Here is a 22,217-nt window from a genome sequence, read left to right on the forward strand (position 1 = left end):
CTCCGGGGTGTGAGGTAGTGGCAGAACTTTCCGCGCTGGCCCGGGGTTGAGGGGCAAGGGGCAGGACTAGTTTTTGATCTCCAGAGACATTAGCATCCGTTGGACGTTCGCGAATTCCGAGTTCTCGTCCACGTACTTTTCGGCCTGGCCCAGGGTGTCAAACGCCTTCGCGGGGGCCACCTTCTCATCCGGGGCGAAGGCCTTCAGGACTCCGAGGTCACCGAACGAGTAGTCCCCCTTTCCGGCCGGGCCACGGACCACATTCCGCAGTTCGCAGGCCTGGCCGTCAGCCCCGCCCACAATGTTGGTGATGCCGTAGGAACCGAAGTAGCGGTAGCCCTGGATGACGCGGAACACCACGTGCGGGGCGATGGTGCCTTCCCCCGTCAGGCTGGGAAGCTCCACCGGCACGCTGCTGATCACAACGTACGGTTTCCGGGCAGTCTCGGGGCACTCGGACGACGACGACGGCAGTCCTGTCCGCAGTGTGGCCACCACCGTGCCGTCCGGCTTTTTCACCTCGATCTTCAGGGCACCCGGCAATGTCCCGTCCTCGGGCGTGACGGACTGGGCGATCCATTCCTCCGGCAGGTCGAAGCTGACGGTCTTCGCCGGATCGGTAAAGGTCTTCCAGGCAGCAGCTGTTGCGGCCGGGCCGGGTGCTCCGGACGTCGACGCACCTGCTGTGGCAACAGGACCCGACGACGGGGAACCGGTAGCGCCGGCGGTTGAGGTCGTACTGGCGCCTGGGCTGGCCGATGTCTCCGGCTGCGCCGTCCATGCCGAATCGCTGTTACCAGGCGCGCTGCAGCCGGCCGCCAGTCCACCGGCCATCAGCAGCGCTACCGTCCGCACTCCCCACATTGCCGCCTTGTGTGTCATGCAGCCAGCCTATCGGCGGGCGACGGTGGACAAGGGCCGGAGCCTCGTGTCGCCGTCGGACATTCCCCGCGCGCAAGGGACTAGGCTGGTGCCTATGGCGGATGAGCAGTACGGCGCGGACCTTGAGAGCCTGGCGGACATCTCCGCCATCGACATTGCGGACTGGCGGCTGCGGACATTTGCCCTGTACGACACGGTACGGAAGGTTGCCGCTGAAGATCCGGCGGAGGCCCATTCCCTTTGGCGGCATGAACGCGACCGGATGTTCGCAACGCATCCGGCCTCGGCCCTCAGCGCTAGGGAAAAATCGCAGTTCTCCGGCCTGAAGACGGCCGATTACGATCCCATCTACCGCTTCTATGTGCCGCTGACCCTTGAGGGAGCCGGCCGGGAAATGACCGTGGAAACCGCCACTGACGGCGTGGTCCGGTTTGTCCGGCTGGGCACGTTCGATCTTCCCGAGCTGGGCCAGCTCGGCGTGTGGAAGTTGCACGGCTACGGCGGCGGAATCTTCGTTCCGTTCCGGGACGCCACGGCCGGCCAGCCCGGTGGAAGCTACGGCGCCGGCCGGTACCTCCTGGACACCATCAAGGGCGCGTTCCACGGGGTCCATGGCTCGGGGGCGGGCGCGGAGTTTGTCCTGGACTTCAACTTTGCCTACAACCCGTCCTGCGCGTACAACGAGGCTTGGGCCTGCCCGCTACCCGGCCCGTCCAACCGCCTGGCTGTGGAGATCCCGGTGGGCGAGCTGTACTGAGCCTGCCGCAGCCGGCCACCGGCCAGCCGGAGGACGTAGGATGTCATCATGACTGCCAGCGCTCCCCGCCGCCTTGCCCGTGTCCGCCCCCTGTCCCCGGCTGTTGCCGACGAGCACTTCTTCGTGGCCAATGACGCCCCAGACTTCGGCTCCGACGCCGGCAGGTCCTGGACAGTCGTTGATTCCCCCTTCGAGGCGTCCCGCGCGAACGCCAACCACCCGGCCCGGCCCGGCTGGGAAGCCGGGACTGCAGTAGACCAGGACTCGTTCACCTTCCTGGCGCCATCCGTCCCCGCCAACGTCTTCGGCATGGCGCACAACACCGGCCAGGCCGGCCGGGACCTCCCCCCGCAGGCCTTCCACAAGGCGGCATCGAGCGTGATCGGCCCGGGCGAGGCCATCGAGCTGAGCTCCACGGTGGGTTACGTTGACCCGGAAGCCGAACTGACCGTCGTCGTCGGCCGTTCTGTCCGCGGCCTTACGCTGGAGACGGCCCGCAGCGCCATCCTGGGCTTCACCATCGGCAACGATGTCTCGGCCCGCGATCTGCAGAAGTCGGACGAGCTGTGGATCAGCGCCAAGAGCCAGGACACCTTCACTCCCGTGGGCCCATGGATTGTGACGGACCTCGACGACTCGGACCTGTCCATCAGCATCGTCCACAACGGCACCGAACTGAAGGCCGCCAGCAGCACCGATCTCGGCTGGAAGGTGGACGAAATCCTCGTCTACCTCAGCTCCTTTATGACCCTGCACGCCGGCGATCTGGTCCTGACGGGCTTCCCGGCAGAGTGTGCCCGCATCCACCCCGAAGACACAGTGGTGTGCCGCGTGGAGGGCATTGGCGAGCTCAGCAACCCGGTCAAGGCGGCGTCCTGGGAGGAACCACCGGCCTGATATGTCAGGCTTGACCCATGGAGACCCCTGCTGCGCCCGCCGCCCAGCTGACGCAGCAGCCCACGCGCGGTGCGCCAGCCACCAAGCATTACCGCGGAATCTTCAGGTTTCCGCTGGTGCGGCAGCTCCTCCGCTTCACGGGCGTCGGCATTATCTGCACCGCCACCTCCCTGGCGCTCTATGCGTTGCTGCGCCCCTGGCTGGGACCGCAACTGGCCAACGCGGCCGCCCTGGTGCTGACGTCTTTGATGAACACGGCACTGAACCGCAGGCTGACGTTCAAGATCTCCGGGCAGCGCCGGATGGCCCGCGACCACCTCAACGGCGTGATCGTCATCGTCGTGGCGCTGGTCATCACCGGCGGCAGCCTGGGCGTGCTGCACTGGCTGCACCCGGACGCCACCGTGTCCGATGAGCTGTGGACCACCACCCTGTCGGGCTTCGTGGCCACCGCCGTGCGGTTCACGATGCTGCGGCACTGGATCTTCCGCCGCGCCCGCCACATCTGAACCGCTCCCCTACGCTCTCCCAAGTAGGTAGCGCTATCTGTCGTTTTGAGCCTCCAAAACGACAGATAGCGCTACATAGTTGGGCAGGTTGGGGGTCGCTAGCTGCGGCCGAGGGTCCGGACACTCCCGACGGCGGTGCCCACGGCTGCCGCCGCTTGCTCCAGTTCCTCGGATGTCACCGTTGAGGTGAAGCTGAACCGCACAGCTGTCTGCGCGACCTCGGCGTCATAGCCCAGCGCGGTCAGCACCGGCGACGGCGCGTCCGAGCCGGCGGCGCACGCCGAACCGCTCGAGCACACCACGCCCTGCCGCTCCAGCTCCAAGAGCACGGATTCGCCGCTGGTGCCGGGGAAGCAGAACGACGCTACTGACGGCAGCCGTTCCGTCCGGTGCCCGGTGAGCAGGGCTCCCGGGACTGTGTCCAGGATGGTGGCGATGAAGTGTTCGCGGAGGCCTGCCACTCGGGCGGCCAGTTCCGGCCGTTCGGCGTGGGCGAGCGTCAGGGCGGTGGCCAGCGCCACTGCTCCTGCCACGTTTTCGGTCCCCGACCGCCGGCCGCGTTCCTGCCCGCCGCCGTGCACCAGGGGCTCGACGCGGGTCCGGCCGCGGAGGTACAGCACGCCGCAGCCCTTGGGTGCGCCGAGCTTGTGGCCGGAAATGCTCAGGGCATCCACGCCCAGCGCCTTGACATCCAGGGGCAGCCAGCCGGCGGCCTGGACGGCGTCGGTATGGAACGGGATGCCCATCGCGGTGGCCACTGCAGCCAGTTCCGCAACCGGCTGGATGGTGCCTACTTCGTTGTTCGCGTACATAATGCTGACGACGGCGGTCTCCGCCCGGAGCACGGCGGCGAGCGCCGCGGGCGCCACCCGGCCGGCGCTGTCCACGGGAACCACATCAACGGCGAAGCCGTGGAACCGCTCCAGGTACCGGGCGGACTCTTCCACGGCGGGATGTTCGACGGCGCTGATCACCACGCGGTTCACCGACGGATCCGCAGCCTGCCGGGCCAGGGCGATGCCCTTCACGGCCAGGTTGTCCGCCTCCGTACCGCCCGAGGTGAAGGTGACCTCACCCGGCCGGCAGCCGAGCACCTTGGCCACGGCGGCGCGGGCGCCTGCGAGCGCCGACGCAGCGGCCTCGCCCAGGGTGTGGTGGCTGGAGGGGTTGCCGAACTCGCCGCTTAGGTAGGGCCACATGGCCTCGAGGACTTCGCGGCGGACGGGCGTGGTGGCGGCGGCGTCGAGGAAGATCATGGCCGAATCAGCCGGCCCTCAGTTCGACGTCAAGGCCCAGGTCCAGGGCAGCCACGCTGTGGGTGAGGCCACCGATGGAGATGACGTCCACGCCCGCGGCCGCGATGTCCGCCACGGTGGACAGGTTGACGTTGCCACTGGCTTCCACGATGGCGCGCCCTGCCACCTGCTTGACGCCTGCACGGAGCTCCTCGAGGGTGAAGTTGTCCAGCATGATGGTGTCCACGCCGGCGGCGAGGACAGGCTCGATCTGCTCGGCGCTGTCCACTTCCACCTCGAAGTGCGTGGTGTGCCCCAGCTGGGCCTTGGCCGCGACAAGCAGGGCGGTGAGCTTGGCGGGGTCCCCGCCGGTCATGACGGCCAGGTGGTTGTCCTTGGCCAGCACGGCGTCGGAGAGGCTGTAGCGGTGGTTGGCTCCCCCGCCGCAGCGCACCGCGTAGCGCTCCAGCACCCGCAGGCCGGGGGTGGTCTTGCGGGTATCGGTGATGCGCGCTTTGGTACCTTCGACAAGCTCTACGAATTCCGCGGTCTTGGTGGCGATGGCGCTCATGCGCTGGACCAGGTTCAGCGCGACCCGTTCGGCGAGCAGCACGGAGCGGGCGCTGCCCCTCACCCGCGCGAGATGGGTGCCGGCGTCGAACGCTTCACCGTCTGCAAGCAGTAACTTCACGTCAGTCTCCGGATCAATGTGCTTCATGGCGTCGCGGAACACCGTTCCACCGCTGAAGATGCCGGGCACGCGGGCGTTGAGCACTGCCGTGGCGCGGGCGTCAGCCGGGATCAGCAGCTGGGAGGTGATGTCGCCGCTGGGCGCGTCCTCGGCAAAGGCCCGCTCCAGGATGTCCCGGACGGGTGCTGCGGGGAGGGTCAGGCTAGTCATGGACGAGGCTCGCTTTCCGGCTCATGGTGTAACGCTTATCAAAATGTTCGACGGCGGCCACGCTGTCGCTGCGGTAATGCGCCCCCAAGGATTCCCGCCGCTCCCGCGCGGCATGCACCAACAGCTGCGCAGCCAACAAAAGATTGGCATCCTCATGCTCCCGAGGATCGAGGGAATCAGGCACGTTGACCGGATTGTCAGCAGAGGCCCACGCCCCAAGCAAGCCAGAAGCCTCCCGCAACAACCCGCCACTACGCAAAACCCCAGCGTCGGCAGTCATCAACCGCCGAAGAGCCACCCGGGAAAACGGCTCGGGCTCCGCAAACGACGTCTCGACAGGCCCAGGCGACGGAACGGTCTCAAACTCCCAGGCTGGCACCTTGAGGGCCGGCTCGTCAGTAGCCGCACCCAACGGGAGCGCCGAATCGTCGTCCGAGGGTGCTCCGGAAGCGTGCGTCAAGGGGAGGCCGCCAGCGGCCGAGGGCCCACGCGATCCGGGTTCCCTGGCCGAGCTTGCGAGGTTAGGGAGATCGTGGGGAGCACGCGGAGGAGCAGCGTCGGGCGACACCCAACCCGCGCCGTCGCTCAAGAATGCGGAGACTGCCCGCCGCCCAAAGACAAGTCCTTCAAGGAGAGAGTTGCTGGCAAGCCGATTAGCCCCTTGAACGCCGGTGCAAGCAACCTCACCGGCGGCAAGCAACCCAGGCACCGAGGTCCGCCCGTAGAGGTCGGTAAGGACCCCACCCATCCAGTAGTGCGCGGCTGGGGCCACGGGGACGAGTTCGCGGGTCCAGTCGACGCCGGCTTCGCGGGTGCGTTGGGTGATGGTGGGGAACCGCTTGGCCAGGTAGCCCTCGCCCCTCCGGGCTTCGACCACCATGGCGTCAAGGAAAACGTGCCCGTTTGGATCCCCAAGGGTCGCGAGGTGCAGGGCGATGCTGCGGGCGACGACGTCGCGCGGGGCGAGCTCCGCGTCGACGTGATAGGCGGGCATAAAACGTTCGCCGTTAGCGTCCAGCAGGATGGCGCCTTCGCCGCGGACGGCTTCGGAAATCAGGAGCGGTTCGGTGCCGTTGCCGGCTGCCTCAAGGGCATCGGCTGGCAGCACCATGCAGGTGGGGTGGAACTGGAAGAACTCCAGGTCCGCCACGGCGGCTCCGGCCCGCCAGGCGAGCGCCAGCCCGTCGGCAGTTGCCACGGCAGGGTTGGTGGTCTGGGCGAACAGCTGGCCCGCTCCCCCGGTGGCCAGGAGCACGGCATCGCCGTGGACGCCGAGTTCCCGCCCGTCGTGGAGGAAATTCACACCCGCCACGCGGCCATCGCTCTGCGACAAGGACGTGACCTGGGCGTGCCCGATGACCTGGATCCGGCCAGCGGCCTGAGCATCCAGGACGGTCCTGATAAGTGCTCTGGCCACGCCGGCACCGGTGGCATCGCCGCCGGCGTGCAGGATCCGCGGCGCGGAATGGGCGGCTTCGAGCCCGAGCGAGGGGTCGCCGTCGTCGTCCATGTCGAAACGCACGCCGAAGCGTTCCAAGCCGGCGATATCCAGGCGGGCCTCCGTGCAGAGCACGCGGACAGCCTCCTCGTCGCAGTGCCCGGCCCCGGCCTTCAGAGTGTCTGCGAGGTGCGCGGCCACAGTGTCCCCGGGCGCGGGTTCGTCGAGGACGGCGGAGATGCCGCCTTGGGCGTAGTACGTATTGCTGTCCGCGAGCGCGCCCTTGGTCAGCAGCACCACTTCGGCGCCGGCATCGGCGGCCAGCAACGCGGAGTAGAGTCCCGCAATGCCGCTCCCGACGACGATCAGCCGCCGGGGTGCCGGACCACCGGCTGGGCTCTCTGCGCTCATGTGGGGCTCGTTTCGGTTTCCGGGGTTACAGGAGGTGGACTAGAGCGGACACGCTACACAGGACGCGAGGCGAGCATACGCTCAAGCGCGGTCTTGGCGTTGTCCTGGACGGAGTCGTCCACGCTGATGCGGTTGACGATGCGGCCTTCGACGAACTCCTCCAGGACCCAGGCGAGGTAGCCGGGGTGGATGCGGTACATCGTGGAGCAGGGGCAGATCACCGGGTCCAGGCAGAAGATGGTGTGCTGCGGGTATTCTGCGGCAAGCCGGTTCACCATGTTGACCTCCGTGCCGATCGCGAAAGTGGTCGGTTCGGTGGCCGCTGCAATGGCCTTCTTGATGAAATCGGTGGAGCCGGCTGAATCGGCGGCGTCCACCACCTCCATGGGGCACTCGGGGTGCACAATCACGTTGACGCCGGGGAACTCGGAGCGGGCCTTTTCGATCTGACCGACGTTGAAGCGCTTGTGGACCGAGCAGAAGCCGTGCCAGAGGATCACGCGGGAATCGAGCAGGGCCTGTTCGTCGTTGCCGCCCAGTTCCTTGCGCGGGTTCCACATGGGCATCTGTTCCAGCGGCACACCCATGGCTTTGGCGGTGTTGCGGCCCAGGTGCTGGTCAGGGAAGAAGAGGACCCGCTGGCCGCGTTCGAAGGCCCATTCCAGGACCACTTTGGCGTTGGAGGAGGTGCAGACGATGCCGCCGTTCCGGCCGCAGAAAGCCTTCAGGGCGGCGGAGGAATTCATGTAGGTGACTGGAATGACCGGAACCCGCCCCTCGGCGTCGGCCTCGGTACCGAGAATCTCTTCGAGCTGTTCCCAGCACTCCTCCACGGAGTCGGTGTCCGCCATGTCCGCCATGGAGCAGCCGGCAGCGAGGTTGGGCAGGATGACGGCCTGTTCCGGGGTGGAGAGGATGTCCGCGGTCTCGGCCATGAAGTGCACGCCGCAGAAGATGATGGCCTCAGCGTCGGGCCGGGTGAGGGCGGCGTTGGCCAGCTGGAAGGAGTCGCCCACAAAGTCGGCGTACTGGATGACTTCGTCGCGCTGGTAGAAGTGGCCCAGGATCACTGCCCGGTCCCCGATCTTTTTCTTGGCCACGCGGATACGCACATCGAGCTCGGCATCGCTGGCGAGCTTGTATTCCTCCGGAAGCTGGCCCTGGCGCGGCGTGGCGGCCGGGGCAACGTCCGCGCTGGAGGCGCCGGGTCCGTAGGCAGGGGCACCCGCGAGGGCTTCGGCAAGGTCGTATTCCCACGGGCCCTTGGCGAGCGCCGGGCTGCAGGTGGATGCTGTTTTGCCTGCTGCCGCGCTTCGGGCCGCGCTTTCGGCTTGTTCGCGCGTGATCAGCTGGATGGCTGTGTTGACGCTGCTCATGGTGTGCTCCTGTTATCGGGGTCAAGGCCAGGACGGCCGGTGAAGCGGTAAAGACGTGGCGGGCGGTGCTTGCCGCCCTGGAGGTATTCGCCGGTTTCTTCGATCTCCGGCGTGGATTTGAGCTGGCGGCGGAAGTTGGCCGGGTCCAGCCGGGTGTCCAGGACGGCTTCATAGACCTCCCGGACCTGGGCGAGCGTGAAGTACTCCCCCAGGAAGTGGTAGGCCACGGAACCGTAGGCCAGCTTGTTCCGCAGGCGCCGGAGCGCGTACTCAACAATGGCGTTGTGGTCGAAGGCCAGGTCCCCCACCTTGTCTGCCCGGAACCACTTCACGTTCTCCGATTCGTCGGCCAGGGCGGCCTCGGTGGGCTGGACCAGCGCCCAGTAGACGATCGACACCACACGCTGGGTGGGTGAGCGGTGCAGGCCGCCGAACGCGTAGAGCTGCTCCAGGTAGCTCGGTGTGAGTCCGGTGGTTTCCTGCAGGTTCCGGGACGCGGCATCCTGCAGGGATTCAACGTGCGTCAGCGGTCCGCCGGGAAGGGCCCAAAGGTCCTTGTACGGCTCGCGAATCCTGCGGACCAGGGGAAGCCAAAGGGTAGGCCGGCCCGAGGATTCGCTGGGCCGCAGGGCGAAAATGACGGTGGATATCGCGAGCGAGGGGGCAGCGGTGGCCCGCTCGGAGACGTTCGCTGAGCTGCTGTACACGGTCACTCACCCGCTCCCTGCTTCTGGGCTTCAGTGCCATCACTTAGTTAAAGTCAAATTGACTAGAACTGATTCTACGGCCACATTCCTCTGATTCAAAATGTTTCGCCGCCACGCGTAACCGGGCAACGGCCCCTTGGGCTGGTCCCCGGAGCCCTACTCCGGCTGCCTGGCGGCCGCGGCTTCGAGCAACTTCAGCGTCCTGCCCTGGAAATGGGTGTTAAGGACAATCACGGCCGACGCGCGGAGCACGGTCCTGGTGGCGATCATCGCATCCAGAACACGCTGCAGGTCCGGATTGGACCGCGCGGCGATCCTCGCCATAAGGTCCGAACTGCCCGAAACGGTGTGGACCTCGATCAGTTCCGGGATCGCGGCCAGCGCCTCGGCTACCGCACCGTGGCCCAGGTCCTGGTTGATGGTCAACTTAGGCGGTAAATTCAAGTGGTCCCTGCGGGGGCACCAACCCCAACCCCAAGAAGGTTCACAGGCATGACATCGAAGTCCACGGCAGTGCGGCCGGAATCCCACCTCGGCCACACCATGAAACCCCGGCAGCTCACCATGATGGGGCTGGGCAGCGCCATCGGCGCCGGCCTGTTCCTGGGTTCAGGGGCCGGCATCCAGGCCGCGGGGCCTGCCGTGCTGATCTCGTACCTGGTCGCCGGGACGCTCATCATCCTGGTGATGTGGGCGCTGGGCGAGATGGCCGCTGCGAATCCCACTAGCGGCGCGTTCTCCGTCTACGCCGAGCGGGCCCTGGGAAAAACCGCCGGCGCCACAGTGGGCTGGCTGTGGTGGCTCCAGCTGGTGGTGGTCATCGCCGCGGAAGCCCTGGGCGCGGCGGGCCTGCTGTTTTCCGTCTGGCCGGTTATCCCCGTGTGGGCCCTTGCCCTGATCTTTATGGTTGTGTTTACGGCCATCAACCTGACGGGCGTCAAGAACTTCGGCGAGTTTGAATTCTGGTTCGCCATCCTGAAGGTTGCCGCTATTGTGGCGTTCCTGGCCGTGGGGGTCGCCCTGCTGCTGGGCTTCCTGCCCGAGGTAGCTTCGCCCGGACTCGCTAACATCACCACTGATTTTGCCACCGCCGGGCTTGGCGGAATCGCCACGGCATTGTTCGTGGTGATCTTTGCCTTCGGCGGAACCGACATCGTGGCCGTGGCCGCCGCGGAAACGGAGGACCCGGAGCACAGTGTGGGCAAGGCGATCCGCACGGTGCTGTGGCGCATCCTGGTCTTCTACATCGGGTCGGTCTTTGTCATCGCGGCCGTCCTGCCGGTCTCCTCCGAAGGACTCGCCTCGCCCTTTGCCGGCGTGCTCGACGCGGCCCGGATCCCGGGCGCCGGCACGGCGATCACCCTGGTTGCCGTCGTCGCACTTCTCTCTGCACTGAACGCCAACCTCTACGGCGCGTCCCGCATGGTGTACTCGCTCGCCGAACGCGGCGAGGCTCCCCGGTTCCTGGCCAGGCTCAGCGGCGCCAGCGTGCCCGTGGTGGCGGTGGGCGTGTCCGTGGCGTTCGGCTTCTTCGCCACCGTCCTGGAGCTGCTGTTCCCGGACCGGATCCTGCCGGCCCTGTTCCAGCTGGTCGGATCCACGTGCCTGGTGGTCTGGGGCACGGCCCTCGTCTCGCAGCTGATCCTCCGGCGCCGCACGGACCGGGACGGTGCCGAACTTCCGCTGCGAATGAAGGGATTCCCGGGCCTGACTATCTTCGGACTCGTCCTCCTTGGCCTGATCTTCGCCGTCGGCTTCAGCGCGGAAAGCAGCCGCGGACAGCTGCTGAGCACCTTCGTTCTGGTTGCCTGCCTCGCGGCAGCCTGCTGGCTCAGCGCCCGGCTCACCACCCGCGATCGCCTACCCAAGTAGCAGCAGATGTCGTTATGAGCCGGCAAAGTCAACTGGTGGAAGCAAGTTGGGTGAGGGGCAGAAAGACCGACGGCGGCCCGCACTGTACAAATTGCGAAGCCGCCGGCCGAGCGGGATCCAACGAGTATTGGAGTACCGCCGTGGCTGAAATTTCCTTCCCGCTCCCGGACCTCGGCGAGGGCCTGATCGAGGCGACCGTGCTTGAGTGGCTGGTTTCGCCCGGCGATCAGGTAGAGCGTAACCAGCCGCTGGTGGAGATGGAAACCAGCAAATCCGCTGTTGAACTGCCCAGTCCGCAGGCAGGTAAAGTGGTCCGTATCTTCGGTGGGGCAGGCGACAGGATCAATGTCGGCGAACCCCTGATCGTGTTCGAGGTGCCGGATAACACCGCCGGAATCGTGGGCACGGTCCCAAAGCGAGGCACCGACGCGCCCGGGTCCGCCTGAGCGCCGTACTTGATGAGGACTGACACCATGAGCGGCAGGCACACCGGCGAGATGCATTCCCACACCGTTGAGGGCACGGACCCCCAACTTTTTGTGGAGGTGCACGACCCCCAGAACGACGCCGGACTGCGCCCTGTGCTGCTGCTGCACGGCTTCTCCTCTTCCAGCAAACTCAACTGGCATGACACCGGCTGGGTGGCGGCCCTGCTGGAGGCCGGCCGCCGCGTCATCACCGTGGACCTGCCAGGACACGGCCGCAGCGGAGCCCCCGAGGACATGGACTCCTACTCCCCCAGCCGGATTCGCGCAGATCTGCTGCAGATAGCGTTCGACGCCGGCGTGCGGCCATTGCACGACGGTGACCCCACCAGCGGGGTGGACGTTGTGGGCTATTCCTTGGGCGCCCGGCTCGCCTGGGAATTCGGCGCCACCCAGCCCGAGATCGTCCACCGCCTGGTCCTGGGCGGACCGAACATCGCCGATCCGCTGGCAGCCTTTGACCTCATCGCAGCGCAGAACTACCTCGCCGACGGAACCCCCATCGCGGACGAGTCCACGGCCGGCCTGCTCAAGATGGCCATGCTCCTGCCGAGCAACAACATCTTCGCGCTGCTGTCCCTGGTGGATGCCATCAAGGCCGAGCCCTTCGATCCTGCCGAAGCCGTACCCCACATGCCGATGCTCCTTGTGGCCGGCGACCAGGATGAACGTGCGGCCACCATGCCGCAGCTTGCCGCACTCGGAATCCGGGCAGGGTCCATGGCTGAACAGCTGACGTTGCCTGGCCGCAACCACACCAACGCCATCACCAGCCGGGCTTTCAAACAAGGCGCCATCGCTTTCCTGGGGGTCTGACCAGTGGGGGTCTGATCAGTGCGCGGCTGATCCCTGACAGGGATTTCATAGCTCCCGCATAGGTTCCGCTGCTTGGATCGTCAGATGCACGATTCTTCCCAGCCGCGCGCCCGCCGCACGGTCGCCGCCCTACGCCGCCGTTCCGCCCTGGTGGCTGCCGCCGGTTTCCTCGGCGTCGTCCTGATCGCTGCCGCCTACGTACTGGCCCCTGCCCGGCCCGGGCAGGGTGCGGCATCGCGCGCATCAATTGGCATCGACACCTTTTCAAGCTCCGCCCCGATTGACGCGGGCCTGGACACAGCCATCGATGTCATCATCGGCGCCAACAGCCAGTACCAGGTGGGCGTTGCGCTGATGGCTACCGACGGCGGGGCCGTGCACCAGTACGGCGTGGAGGAACCGTTCGAGGCAGCGAGCACGGCCAAGATCCTGACCGCTGCTGCCTATTACCACCTCGTGGAGGAGGGTTCAGCGTCCCTCGATGATCCGCTGGGCGCGTTCACCTCGGAGTTCCAGATCCAGGCGATGGTCCAGGACAGCAACAACGAATCGTGGAGCCTGCTGATGGACGCAGTGGGCCTTTCCGAACTTTCGGAGTATGCCGACTCCATCGACGTCACGTATGACCCAGAGGTGAATACGCTTTCGACCGCCGAGATGGCCCATATCCTGGCGGAACTGTTCGAGGGCCGGCTCCTGGACCAGGAGCATACGGAGCAGCTCCTGTCCTATATGCAGGACACCAACTACGAAAACCTCATTCCGGCCACAGTTCCGGACGGCGTCACCGTCTTCCACAAATACGGGCTGCTCGATAACGAACTCCACGACGCCGCCGTCCTCTTGATGTCCTCCGGCAGCTACGTGCTGGTGGTTTTCACGAAGGGTGCCGACCTGAGCGACATCCCGGAACGGACTGTCGTGATCAAGGAAATCACCAAGGCTGTTACCGCCGCCCTCTCGTAACTGAGCAGCGGTGGGAGGAAGTATCCCCGGTTCCCGGCGCGGCAGCAGAAGGTAGGCTGGAAGCGTGGCGGAGACGGCCGGAGAGGGAACAATGAGCACGCGTTTTGAAGACCGCACCGATGCCGGTGAACGGCTGGCGGCGGTGCTCACGCAGTTCCGGGAACGCCCCGACACCATCGTCCTGGGGCTGGCCCGCGGCGGCATCCCTGTGGCCGCCGCGGCTGCCAAGGCCCTGTACCTGCCACTCGGCGCCGTTCTGGTCCGGAAACTCGGCATCCCCGGCCACGACGAAACAGCGTTCGGTGCGCTGGCCTGGTCGGGAGGCCGGATAGTGCGCCTGCTCAACCGTCCCTTGATCACCCGCATTCTGGACCACGGCGTCCGCCAGGAGTGGCTGGACGAAGTGGAGAAACGCGAGAGGGCCGAGCTGCTCCGCCGGGCCGCGACTTACCCGGGGATCAGCAACGACCTCACCGGTCAAACGGTTCTACTGCTCGACGACGGCCTGGCCACCGGAGCCACCATGCGCGCTGCCGCCGAGGCAGCCCGTTCCGGTGGTGCGGCACGCGTCGTCGCCGCAGCGCCGGTGGGTTCGGTGGAAGCCTACACGGCCGTGTCGCGGGTGTGCGACGCCGTGCTGTGCCTGCATCTGCCGGGCAAGTTCCGCGCCGTTGGCAGCTTCTACCGGCACTTCGAACAATTGGCTGATGAGGACGCCATCAGCCTGCTGAACCAGTAGGCCCGACGGCAACACCGGGCCCGGAAAGCCAATCGGCGGGTCCAGGCCAGCTGGCCCGAACCCGCCGTTCTGCGATGCGCACAACTTTTAGTGGTGGCTGCTGACGCCCAGCGGGTTGCCCTTCGTCTCCTTGGCAAGCACAACCCCGACAGCCGAAATCACGCACAGGATCATGATGTAGATGCCGATGGATCCGGTCCATTTGGTGCTCTGCAGCAGAGTCTCGGCAATGGTTGCGGCGAAAGCACCACCCAGGATCGCACCGAACGCGTACCCGATGGAGATGCCCGAGTAGCGGACATTGGCCGGGAACATCTCGGCGTACATCGCCGACATGGGGCCGTAGGACAGACCGAGTCCGATGGTCAGGACGAAGAGCGCCACGCCGTAAAGCCAGATGTTCCTGGTGTCGATCAGGGCAAACATCGGGATCATCCAGACGAAGATGATCGCATACCCGATCAGGAACGTCTTGACCCGGCCGATCCGGTCTGAGAGCCAGCCGCCGGCGAGCGTGAAGATCAGCCAGCCGAAGGAGGCGAGGGTGGTGGCGAGCAGGATTTCCGGGACCGGCATCTTCAGCGTCCTGGTGGCGTAGGAGATGAAGAAAGCGATCAACAGGTAGCCAGCGGCATTGTTGGCGATGAAGATCATGGTCGAGTAGAGGACTGGCCTCTTGTGGCTACGAATGAGCTCGCTGAGCGGCGCCCTGCTTTCGGCCTTTCGGGCCGCCATCTCCTGGAAAACGGGGCTCTCGGCCACGGCCCGCCGGATCAGGTATCCCACCACAATCAGCACGATGGACAGCAGGAACGGAACCCGCCAGCCCCACGAAGCAAAGTCTTCCTTGGACATGTTCGAGTTGAGTATGAAGAGCAGGCCGGTGGCCAGGATCATGCCGACCGGGACGCCGATCTGCGGGTACGCGCCGAACACGCCGCGCCGGCTCTTGGGGGCGTGCTCCACTGCCATCAGGGCAGCGCCGCCCCATTCACCGCCGGCGGAGAAGCCCTGGGCAATGCGGAGGATGATCAGCAGGATGGGGGCCCAGACGCCGATCTGCGCGTACGTCGGCAGCATGCCGATCAGAGAGGTGGCTGCGCCCATCATCAGGAGGGTGAAGACCAGCATGGCCTTGCGTCCGAGCCGGTCACCAAGGTGGCCGGCAACCACTGCACCCAGCGGGCGGAACAGGAAGCTGATGCCGATCAGCGCGAAGGACAGGATCTGGGCCAGGCCCGGATTGGATTCGTTCAGCGGAGCCAGGAACAGCGGGGACAGCAGGGTACCCGTCAGTTGGGCGAAGATGAAGAAGTCGTACCACTCGATGGTGGTGCCGACCAGCGTTGCTGCGAGGACCTTGCGTTCCTCGTGCTTGCTGCTCGGGCCCGCCTCGGAATCGACGCGTGAAGTTTCGGTCATTGGAACTCCGTGGCTTGGGGCAGCCTGGTTGGGGATAACGGCTGCCGACGGTGGATTTGGGCCGTCCGATTTACTGATCGAACGGTCAGTTAGTATGACGTTACGCGAAGATGTGATGAAACGCACTCTTTTTCTTGATTCTCCGCACGGATCAGTTCCACAGTTGATGCGAGTCAGTTCCATAGTTGAACTTCCTTTTCGGAATCAGCACAGGGCTTTTCGAAATCCGCACGCAGTCCAAGCGAGGGAAGCACCGTCACGGCACCCGGGCAGCGCCCGTGCAGCCGCCTAGGATGGGACCCATGACGTCCACCGCAGTCCCCGCCGGAGCAGCTCAGGCTTCGCCGTCCCAGACCCTGTCGCGCGGAATCCGTGCGCTGGAAATCCTGGCGGCCGCGGAGACTCCCTTGACCATTGCGGAACTTGCCGACGCCATGGGGGTTCACCGTTCCGTGGCCTACCGGATCCTGCGGACCCTGGAGGACCACTCCTTGCTGGTGCGCGATGACGCGGGCAGAGTCCAGCCGGGGCCCGGGCTGGCTGTCCTGGCGCGTGGGGTTGCCCGCAACCTGCAGACGGCGGCACTGCCGGAACTGACGCAACTCGCGAACTCCCTGACCATGAGTGCCTTTGTGGCCGTCTGGGACCGCGATGACTGTGTCACGCTGGTCACCGTGGACCCGCGGCATACCGGCGCCGCCATCGTCCAGCACCCCGGCTCCCGGCATCCCATCAGCGCCGGTGCCCCTGGAATTGCGATCCAGTCCGCCTATTCAGAAGCTGAGTGGCATGCGGCAGCCCCGGGAATCCCCTACCGGCCCGAGGCGGGAACCGCGCGGCAGCTGGGCTATGCCGCCAGCCACGATGAAGTCATCGCCGGAGTCTCCTCCGTGGCAGTTCCGGTCATGGTCCCTGCCGGACGGCCAGCCGCGCTGGCCGTCGTCTATATCCGGGCAGCCCAGAATCCGGACGAAATCGCCGCTGCGCTGATGGCGGGTGCCGCGCGCATTGAGGCCCAGCTGGGCTGACCATTGCACACGCCGCCTGGCCGTGACCAGCGCCCGGCGTCGATCAGTGGCGTTTGCGGAGAATGACGGCGGCCGCGGCACCAAGCACCAGCAGGCCGCCGGCGGCAATCACAGGCACAATGAAGGCTGCGTGGTAGCCGTGGGCCTGCGCCAGCTGGCCACCAACGGCGGCCCCCAGTGCGGTGCCCGCCACGATCCCGCTTGCCAGAGCTGTCATCACGGTCCCGAGCCTTTCCACCGGCGCCACCAGGCCTCCAATCGCGAAGACCGTGACCATCACGGGGCCCACGGGCAATCCCAGGACCAGAAGCACCGCAATCATGCCGCCCAACGATCCGGGCACCAGAAGCAGCAGCGCGAGCACCGTCATGAGTGCCGCGCTAATCAGCCACCGGGCGGCGGGAGTGAAGCGCTGGGGCCAGTACGCCACGGACAGGGCTGCGGCGGCCGAACTCAGTCCCATGACCGCATACAGCAGTCCGGCGATCTCCGAGGTGGCGAAACTGGCGGAGAAGGAGCTCAAAGCCGTCTGGGCGGACCCGAAGAAAGTGCCCATGGCCACCATCGCCAGGACGGGCAGTGCGACGACGGTGGGAATCCTCGCAGCCTTGCGCGAAGCTGCCGAGCCCCGGTTCAGGGGAACCGCCTTGTGGGTGGAGTGCACGGCAAAGGCGGGCACCAGCGTGATGGTCATGGCTGCGGCCAGGGCCAACGGCAGCCAAGGGGCCACCAGGCTGGCCAGGATACCCACCAGAGCCGGTCCCAGCACGAACGTCAGCTCATCAGCCGTGCCTTCGTACGACAGGGCCGTGTCCAGATCCCTGCCGCCCTTCGCTTCCTTGCCCCGCGAGGTGAGCGCCATCCAGCGCACCCTGGCCAGCGGCCCTACCTGCGGGCAGCTGGCACCGGCAAGGAATGCGGCGGCGATCACGGCACCGGGAAAGAATCCGGCTTCGGGCGCAGCCAAGGCCGTGCCGATCAGCGCCAGCACCGCCAACGTGTTAAGCACGGCCGCCACCAGGAGGACGGGCCGCTGCCCCCTGCGGTCTGCGAGCGCTCCAAAGACCGGGGCGCCCAGGGCTGAGCCGATCCCCACAGCACCGGCAACTGTGCCACCCAGCGCGTACGAGCCGGTCACGGACGTGACGAGGGTCAGGGCACCGACAGTCAGCATGGCCAGGGGAAGCCGGGCGAACAGGCCCAGCGGGATAAAGCTGCGGCCTGCGAGGTGCGGGAGCCTGGCGAACCGCCCGGTGGGCGGATCCAGCGCAACGGAGGCTGGTGCAGCGGAGGATGGTGCAGCGGAGGCAGGCGCAGTGTCAGGAGCGAGAGGCGCTTCCACGGAAGCAGGCAAGAAGGACATTGTTGAAGAGTTCAAGGTTCCGGGCTCGTTCAGTAATGCGCATCGTCCCTCCTCCCGATGCGCGCGACCCGGTAACTATCCAATTATAGAGGCCGGCTGGGGCCAGTCCACCCCGGCATGGCCGCCGTCACACCAGCGCTTCGGCGGCGTCGGAAATGCGGAGGGTGGAACCGTTCCGGCCCTTGAGGACCTGGAGCTGGGTTCCGATACGCTGTTTCATTTCCCCCACATGACTGACGAGACCCACAACGCGCCCGCCGTCGCGAAGGCCTTCGAGGGCATCCATCACCTGTTCCAGGGATTGTTCGTCCAGGCTGCCGAAACCCTCGTCCACAAAGAGCGTCTCGATCTGGATGCCGCCGGACTCCTGCTGCACAACGTCTGCCAACCCCAGGGCGAGTGAGAGGGACGCCATAAAGGACTCGCCGCCGGAAAGGGTGGAAGTATCCCGGCGGTGCCCGGTCCACTGGTCCACGACTTCAAGGCCCAACCCGGATTTCGCGCCCCGCGCGGCCTTGGCGTCTGAATGCTGTAGCAGGTAGCGGCCATCGCTCATGGCCACCAGGCGTTCGGAAGCAGCCAACGCCACCTGTTCAAGCCGTGCCGCGAGGACGTAGCTGTTCAGGCTCATGCGGTACGTGTTGTCTCCCCGGCCTGCGGCGGTATCAGCCAGGGCTGTAAGCAGCTGGGCGCGCTCCCGCGGAACCCGCCCGGAACCGGCAAGCCGTTCGTAGTCATTGCGGACAGCGGCCAGCGATTCCACACAGCGCACGGCCATACCGGCGGCGAGATCGGCGGCGCGCGCCTCCTCCCCGGCCTGCTCCGCGACGGTTTGCAGCTCCGCAATGAGGGCTTCATCCACCGCTGGATGGGCTGCGGCTTCCGTCCGTGCCAGCAGCAGATCCTCGGATGCGAACAACTCGGCAATCCGCGCCTGTTCGTCGTGCCCGGCCCGGACCTCAGCCAGCAGGGCATCGGCGTCGGTGGCCGACAGCAGCTGCGCCCGGGCTTCAAGGTCAGAACTGAAACCAGCCTCCGGCAACGCCAGGTCAAGCTGGATCCGCGCTTCCTCGGCCCTGGCCCTGGCCCTGCTGAGCAAGGCCTGGGCCTCCACGGCCTTCTCCAGTGTGGCGGCAGCTTCCTGCACCGACCGCAGCCGGCGTGTGAGGCTGCGGTGGCCGCCACGCAGGCCGGAGAGCGCCTCGTCAAGCGACGCCAGCTGGTCCACGAGTCCCGACAATTCAACGGTGACCTGCGCGAGTTCGGATGTTGCTCTTTGCCTGGCGGAATCCGCTGCGGTAAATCTGGCTTCGGCTGCCTCAAGCTGCTGCCGGAGGTCAGCGAGGTTTTTCACCGCCAGCTGCGACTCGTCGGCGGCGGTGCAGGCAGACTCGAAGGCCGCAAACGCATCCTCTTCGGGCGTGTCCCCTCCTTGGCCTTCAAGGACAGCCACCAACTGGTTCGCGTCGCCCAACTCACGGGCACGCGCTGCCAGCTTTGTCTCTGCGGCCTCATGGTCCTGCTGGGCAGCTTCCTCGGCCTGGCTGAGGCCCACCGCTGACGCCGCAGCCTCCGCGGGAGCCGGGTGGTCCGCACTGCCGCAAACCGGGCACGCCTCTCCCTCGGCCAGCTGCGCAGCGAGTTCGGCGGCGGCGTTGGCGAGTCTTTCCTCGCGCAGGTCCAGCCAGCGGAGTTTCTTCTCGAGCTGGATCTCCCGGGACGCCGAGTGGCGCTCCGTGGCGAGCCCCTGCGCCGCCCGTGCCGCCGCGTAGCGCCGGACGACGTCAAGAAGTTCCTCAGCCGCAGCGGCTTCCTTGGCGTGCAGGATGGCGGCTGAGGCCAGTTCCGTCAGGGGCTCGAGGCCCGCCGTCAGGGTTTCCTGCTCCGTGCGGAGGGCCTGCAGCGAAACGCCCAGGTCAATGTCCTTTTGGGTGAGTTCCTGCTGCTTCGTGCTGAGTGCGGCACGCCTGGCAACGAGTGAATGGAGGCGTTCTTCGTCCGGCAATCTTGCTTCCACAACGGCCAACAAGGACCGGAGCAGGCTGAGCTCACCAGCGATATCAAGGGCCCCTGCGGCGGAGACCCCGCCATCGGAGTGGTCCGCATCCCAGGCGCCAAGGTCCAGCTGGTCCAGTTCGGGGTCTTCATCCGCCGCCATGCGCAGCAGTGTGATGGCGGATTCCATGGCTCCCGCCGCGTGCCGGACCTGGGTCTGGCTGGACTGGACTGCATGCAGCTGGCCCGAGAGCACCTCGGCGCGGCGGTGCTGTTCGAGGCGGACGGCATGGACCTCCAGTGACGGCAGGGTTGCCTCTGCGGCTGCCTTCCTGGCCTCGGCGGCTGCCAGTTTGCGGTGCCGTTCCCGCCGCGCGGACTCGCTCTCCAGCCGGCCGGAGGTGTGCCTACTGACAGCTGCTGCAGCCTCCGCCGCAGCAGCCAGTTCCCCTGCGCGGTGGGCCACTGATTCCTGCAGCCATTCGATCCGGGCAGAAGATTCCTCCTGGGCAGGAGCTGCGGAATCGTCAATGGCCAGCGCGGCGGCCTCGGCTTCCGCCCGCGCCGCCAGCAGCTCAAGCTCCGCGTTCAGCCGGGCAACATCGTTCCGCGCGGCCTGCGCCTGCGCCGCCAATTCCTGTTCCAGGGCCTCGAACCGCTGGGTGCCGAAGAGCTTCTGCAGCAGTTCCAGGCGATCGGCTGCCTTGGACCGCAGGAAGGCGGCAAAATCGCCCTGCGGCAGCATCACCACGCGGGTGAACTGTTCCCGGTCCATTCCCAGCAGGGCGGTGATTTCAGCGCCGGCTTCGTCATTGCGTCCGGATCTCTCCGTCCACGTCCCGCTGACGCGTTCCCGGAGGAGCGTTTTGGCCTGCTGTGTGGTGAAGCCGTTCTTCCCCCGGGCACTGGGTTTATCCCAGGCCGGCGACCTGGTGACTTCGAAGTGGCGGCCCTGAGCGGAAAACTCGCAGGTTACCGCCGGTTCGAGCGACGGCTCGGCATGATCGCTGCGCAGGCGCTTACCCTCCTGGCGCGCCCCCGGCACGGATCCGTACAGCGCAAAGCAGACAGCGTCCAGCACGCTGGTCTTGCCTGCTCCGGTAGGGCCGTTGAGGAGGAAGAGCCCGTGGGCGCTCAACCTGTCGAAGTCGATTTCCTCGGTGCCCGCAAAGGGCCCGAAGGCGGAGATGGCAAGGCGGTGGATCCTCATAGCGATCCCTCCGTCAGGCGTACGTTATCCAGCGCCGCGGCGATAGCCGACCGCTCGGCGTCGTCCGCGTCCCGCCCCCGCACATGATCGAGGAATCCGCAGCAGAGCGAGAGATCATCCTGGGCTTCGGCGAGGCGGCTGCTGTAGCTCTTGGACGCCTTGACGGTGCCGCCCTGCGGATCAAAGCCGAGGACCAGCGTGTCCGGAAAACGGGCCCGCAGCCGCTCCATGGCCTGCGCGGGCCGCTGCTCATCCGTCAGGGTGATCTGGCAGAACGCCCCTTCGGCCCAGGAATGTTCCGCTGACTCCAGGAGCTCCGAGATATCGCCGCGGAGCACAGCCAGCTTCCGCGGGGCTTCCCACGACAGTTCCGATACGCCGGTCACACCGTCCGGGCCGACGTCGATCAGCCAGCTGCCCTTGGTGTGCTTGGCTTCGGAGAACGAGTAGGCCACGGGCGAACCCGAGTACCTGACCTGCGGCGACAGGGTCTGGCGGCCGTGCAGGTGCCCCAGCGCGGTGTAGCTGAATCCGTCGAAGAGGTCCAGGGGCACGGCTCCGACTCCCCCGATGCTGAGGTCCCGTTCGCTGTCTGAGCTGATCCCTCCGCTGGCGAACGTGTGGGCGAGGACCACCGAATGGACGGTTCCCGCTGCGCTGCGCTCCGCGAGGTCTGCCCGGATGCGGTCAGTGGCGACGCGGGTGACTTCGAAGTGGCTGGCGGTTTCTGCACCGAGTTGTTCGGCGACGAGGCGCGGTTCCAGCCAGGGGATTCCATAGATGGCCAGGACAGCGCCCGGAGTCCCGCCGTCACCCGTCTCCAGGGGCAGGACGACTGGCTGGTCCAGGTCCGACAGCCGGGTCCGCAAGTGGACGCCGCCACGTTCCAGCAGCCGGGAGGCGAAGCCCAGCCGGATGGCGGAGTCGTGGTTGCCGGATGTCAGCACCACAGTGGCGCCGGCCGCCGTGAGCCGCACCAGGGCATCGTCCAACAGCCCCACGACGTCGACACCGGGCAGGGCGCGGTCGTAGACATCGCCGGCGATCAGGACAACGTCAACGGCGTTTCCGGTGACGGCGCTGACGAGCTGATCAACAAATGACCGCTGGGCGTCCAGCATCCCGACGCCATGGAAGGACCTGCCCAAGTGCCAGTCCGAAGTGTGCAATAACCGCATATTCTTACGCTAGCGGCTGCCACCGACAGT

18 protein-coding genes and 2 pseudogenes are annotated in these 22,217 nt (G+C 66.6%); 9 read left to right on the forward strand and 11 right to left on the reverse strand.

What is annotated here, in order from left to right:
• Positions 1-66 precede the first annotated feature (66 nt).
• Positions 67-882: a hypothetical protein gene (locus tag ACX80X_RS08255; RefSeq protein ID WP_459311720.1), complete on the reverse strand. Its 816-nt coding sequence runs from the start codon at positions 880-882 to the stop codon at positions 67-69.
• A gap of 94 nt (positions 883-976) precedes the next feature.
• Here ACX80X_RS08255 and ACX80X_RS08260 point away from each other — a divergent pair, with 94 nt between their 5' ends.
• Genes ACX80X_RS08260 through ACX80X_RS08270 form a run of 3 tightly spaced genes read left to right on the forward strand, consistent with a single transcriptional unit; the run spans position 977 to position 3,045 of the window.
• A complete protein-coding gene (locus tag ACX80X_RS08260) occupies positions 977-1,639 on the forward strand; it encodes a DUF1684 domain-containing protein (RefSeq protein ID WP_252601498.1) in 663 nt (220 codons plus the stop codon).
• Between the two features lie 48 nt (positions 1,640-1,687).
• On the forward strand, positions 1,688-2,536 hold the full coding sequence (locus ACX80X_RS08265; protein ID WP_252613478.1) for a fumarylacetoacetate hydrolase family protein: 849 nt from the start codon (positions 1,688-1,690) through the stop codon (positions 2,534-2,536).
• Between the two features lie 17 nt (positions 2,537-2,553).
• Complete coding sequence (locus tag ACX80X_RS08270; protein WP_252609893.1) at positions 2,554-3,045, forward strand: GtrA family protein; 492 nt, start codon at positions 2,554-2,556, stop codon at positions 3,043-3,045.
• 98 nt (positions 3,046-3,143) lie between these two features.
• On the opposite strand, the gene ACX80X_RS08275 is transcribed toward ACX80X_RS08270, so the two are convergent.
• From ACX80X_RS08275 to ACX80X_RS08300, 6 genes and pseudogenes are all read right to left on the reverse strand, one after another.
• On the reverse strand, positions 3,144-4,301 hold the full coding sequence (locus ACX80X_RS08275) for a cysteine desulfurase family protein (protein ID WP_252613474.1): 1,158 nt from the start codon (positions 4,299-4,301) through the stop codon (positions 3,144-3,146).
• Positions 4,302-4,308: 7 nt separating this feature from the next.
• On the reverse strand, positions 4,309-5,181 hold the full coding sequence (gene nadC, locus ACX80X_RS08280; protein ID WP_252613472.1) for a carboxylating nicotinate-nucleotide diphosphorylase: 873 nt from the start codon (positions 5,179-5,181) through the stop codon (positions 4,309-4,311).
• A complete protein-coding gene (locus ACX80X_RS08285) occupies positions 5,174-7,030 on the reverse strand; it encodes an L-aspartate oxidase (RefSeq protein ID WP_252613470.1) in 1,857 nt (618 codons plus the stop codon). The genes nadC and ACX80X_RS08285 overlap by 8 nt, the downstream gene beginning before the upstream one ends.
• A gap of 53 nt (positions 7,031-7,083) precedes the next feature.
• Positions 7,084-8,406 (reverse strand): quinolinate synthase NadA, encoded by a 1,323-nt coding sequence (nadA, locus tag ACX80X_RS08290; RefSeq protein WP_252613468.1) that lies wholly within the window; start codon positions 8,404-8,406, stop codon positions 7,084-7,086.
• Positions 8,403-9,113, reverse strand: a complete 711-nt coding sequence (locus tag ACX80X_RS08295) for an NUDIX hydrolase (protein WP_252610026.1) — start codon at positions 9,111-9,113, stop codon at positions 8,403-8,405. The genes nadA and ACX80X_RS08295 overlap by 4 nt, the downstream gene beginning before the upstream one ends.
• Before the next feature lie 156 nt (positions 9,114-9,269).
• Positions 9,270-9,539, reverse strand: a pseudogene (locus ACX80X_RS08300) (Lrp/AsnC ligand binding domain-containing protein); the annotation flags it as partial.
• Between the two features lie 66 nt (positions 9,540-9,605).
• Between ACX80X_RS08300 and ACX80X_RS08305 the strand changes: the two are divergent.
• The 5 genes and pseudogenes from ACX80X_RS08305 (at position 9,606) to ACX80X_RS08325 (ending at position 13,991) form a co-directional block, all read left to right on the forward strand.
• The gene (locus tag ACX80X_RS08305) at positions 9,606-10,985 is read left to right on the forward strand and encodes an amino acid permease (protein WP_252613467.1); all 1,380 of its coding nucleotides are present in this window, start codon (positions 9,606-9,608) and stop codon (positions 10,983-10,985) included.
• A gap of 140 nt (positions 10,986-11,125) precedes the next feature.
• A pseudogene (locus ACX80X_RS08310) lies at positions 11,126-11,454 on the forward strand (biotin/lipoyl-containing protein).
• Positions 11,455-11,458: 4 nt separating this feature from the next.
• Positions 11,459-12,286, forward strand: a complete 828-nt coding sequence (locus ACX80X_RS08315; RefSeq protein WP_056349303.1) for an alpha/beta fold hydrolase — start codon at positions 11,459-11,461, stop codon at positions 12,284-12,286.
• 84 nt (positions 12,287-12,370) lie between these two features.
• On the forward strand, positions 12,371-13,252 hold the full coding sequence (locus ACX80X_RS08320; protein WP_252613464.1) for a serine hydrolase: 882 nt from the start codon (positions 12,371-12,373) through the stop codon (positions 13,250-13,252).
• Positions 13,253-13,343: 91 nt separating this feature from the next.
• The gene (locus ACX80X_RS08325) at positions 13,344-13,991 is read left to right on the forward strand and encodes a phosphoribosyltransferase (RefSeq protein WP_104061201.1); all 648 of its coding nucleotides are present in this window, start codon (positions 13,344-13,346) and stop codon (positions 13,989-13,991) included.
• A gap of 87 nt (positions 13,992-14,078) precedes the next feature.
• On the opposite strand, the gene ACX80X_RS08330 is transcribed toward ACX80X_RS08325, so the two are convergent.
• Positions 14,079-15,413, reverse strand: a complete 1,335-nt coding sequence (locus ACX80X_RS08330) for an MFS transporter (RefSeq protein ID WP_248760052.1) — start codon at positions 15,411-15,413, stop codon at positions 14,079-14,081.
• 302 nt (positions 15,414-15,715) lie between these two features.
• Between ACX80X_RS08330 and ACX80X_RS08335 the strand changes: the two genes are divergently transcribed.
• Positions 15,716-16,441, forward strand: coding sequence for an IclR family transcriptional regulator (locus ACX80X_RS08335; RefSeq protein WP_252600058.1), 726 nt, complete (start codon positions 15,716-15,718; stop codon positions 16,439-16,441).
• A gap of 43 nt (positions 16,442-16,484) precedes the next feature.
• Here the strand turns inward: ACX80X_RS08335 and ACX80X_RS08340 are convergent, their stop codons facing one another.
• The 3 genes from ACX80X_RS08340 to ACX80X_RS08350 all read right to left on the reverse strand — a co-directional run bounded on the left by ACX80X_RS08340 (position 16,485) and on the right by ACX80X_RS08350 (position 22,187).
• Positions 16,485-17,804 (reverse strand): MFS transporter, encoded by a 1,320-nt coding sequence (locus tag ACX80X_RS08340; protein ID WP_459311725.1) that lies wholly within the window; start codon positions 17,802-17,804, stop codon positions 16,485-16,487.
• A 127-nt stretch (positions 17,805-17,931) separates the two neighbouring features.
• Entirely contained in the window at positions 17,932-21,009 is a 3,078-nt protein-coding gene (locus ACX80X_RS08345) for an AAA family ATPase (RefSeq protein ID WP_252613462.1), read from the reverse strand.
• Positions 21,006-22,187 (reverse strand): exonuclease SbcCD subunit D, encoded by a 1,182-nt coding sequence (locus ACX80X_RS08350; RefSeq protein WP_252613460.1) that lies wholly within the window; start codon positions 22,185-22,187, stop codon positions 21,006-21,008. Before ACX80X_RS08350 ends, ACX80X_RS08345 begins: the two co-directional genes overlap by 4 nt.
• Between the last annotated feature and the right edge of the window lie 30 nt (positions 22,188-22,217).

This window comes from Pseudarthrobacter sp. MDT3-1 (genome assembly GCF_054510755.1).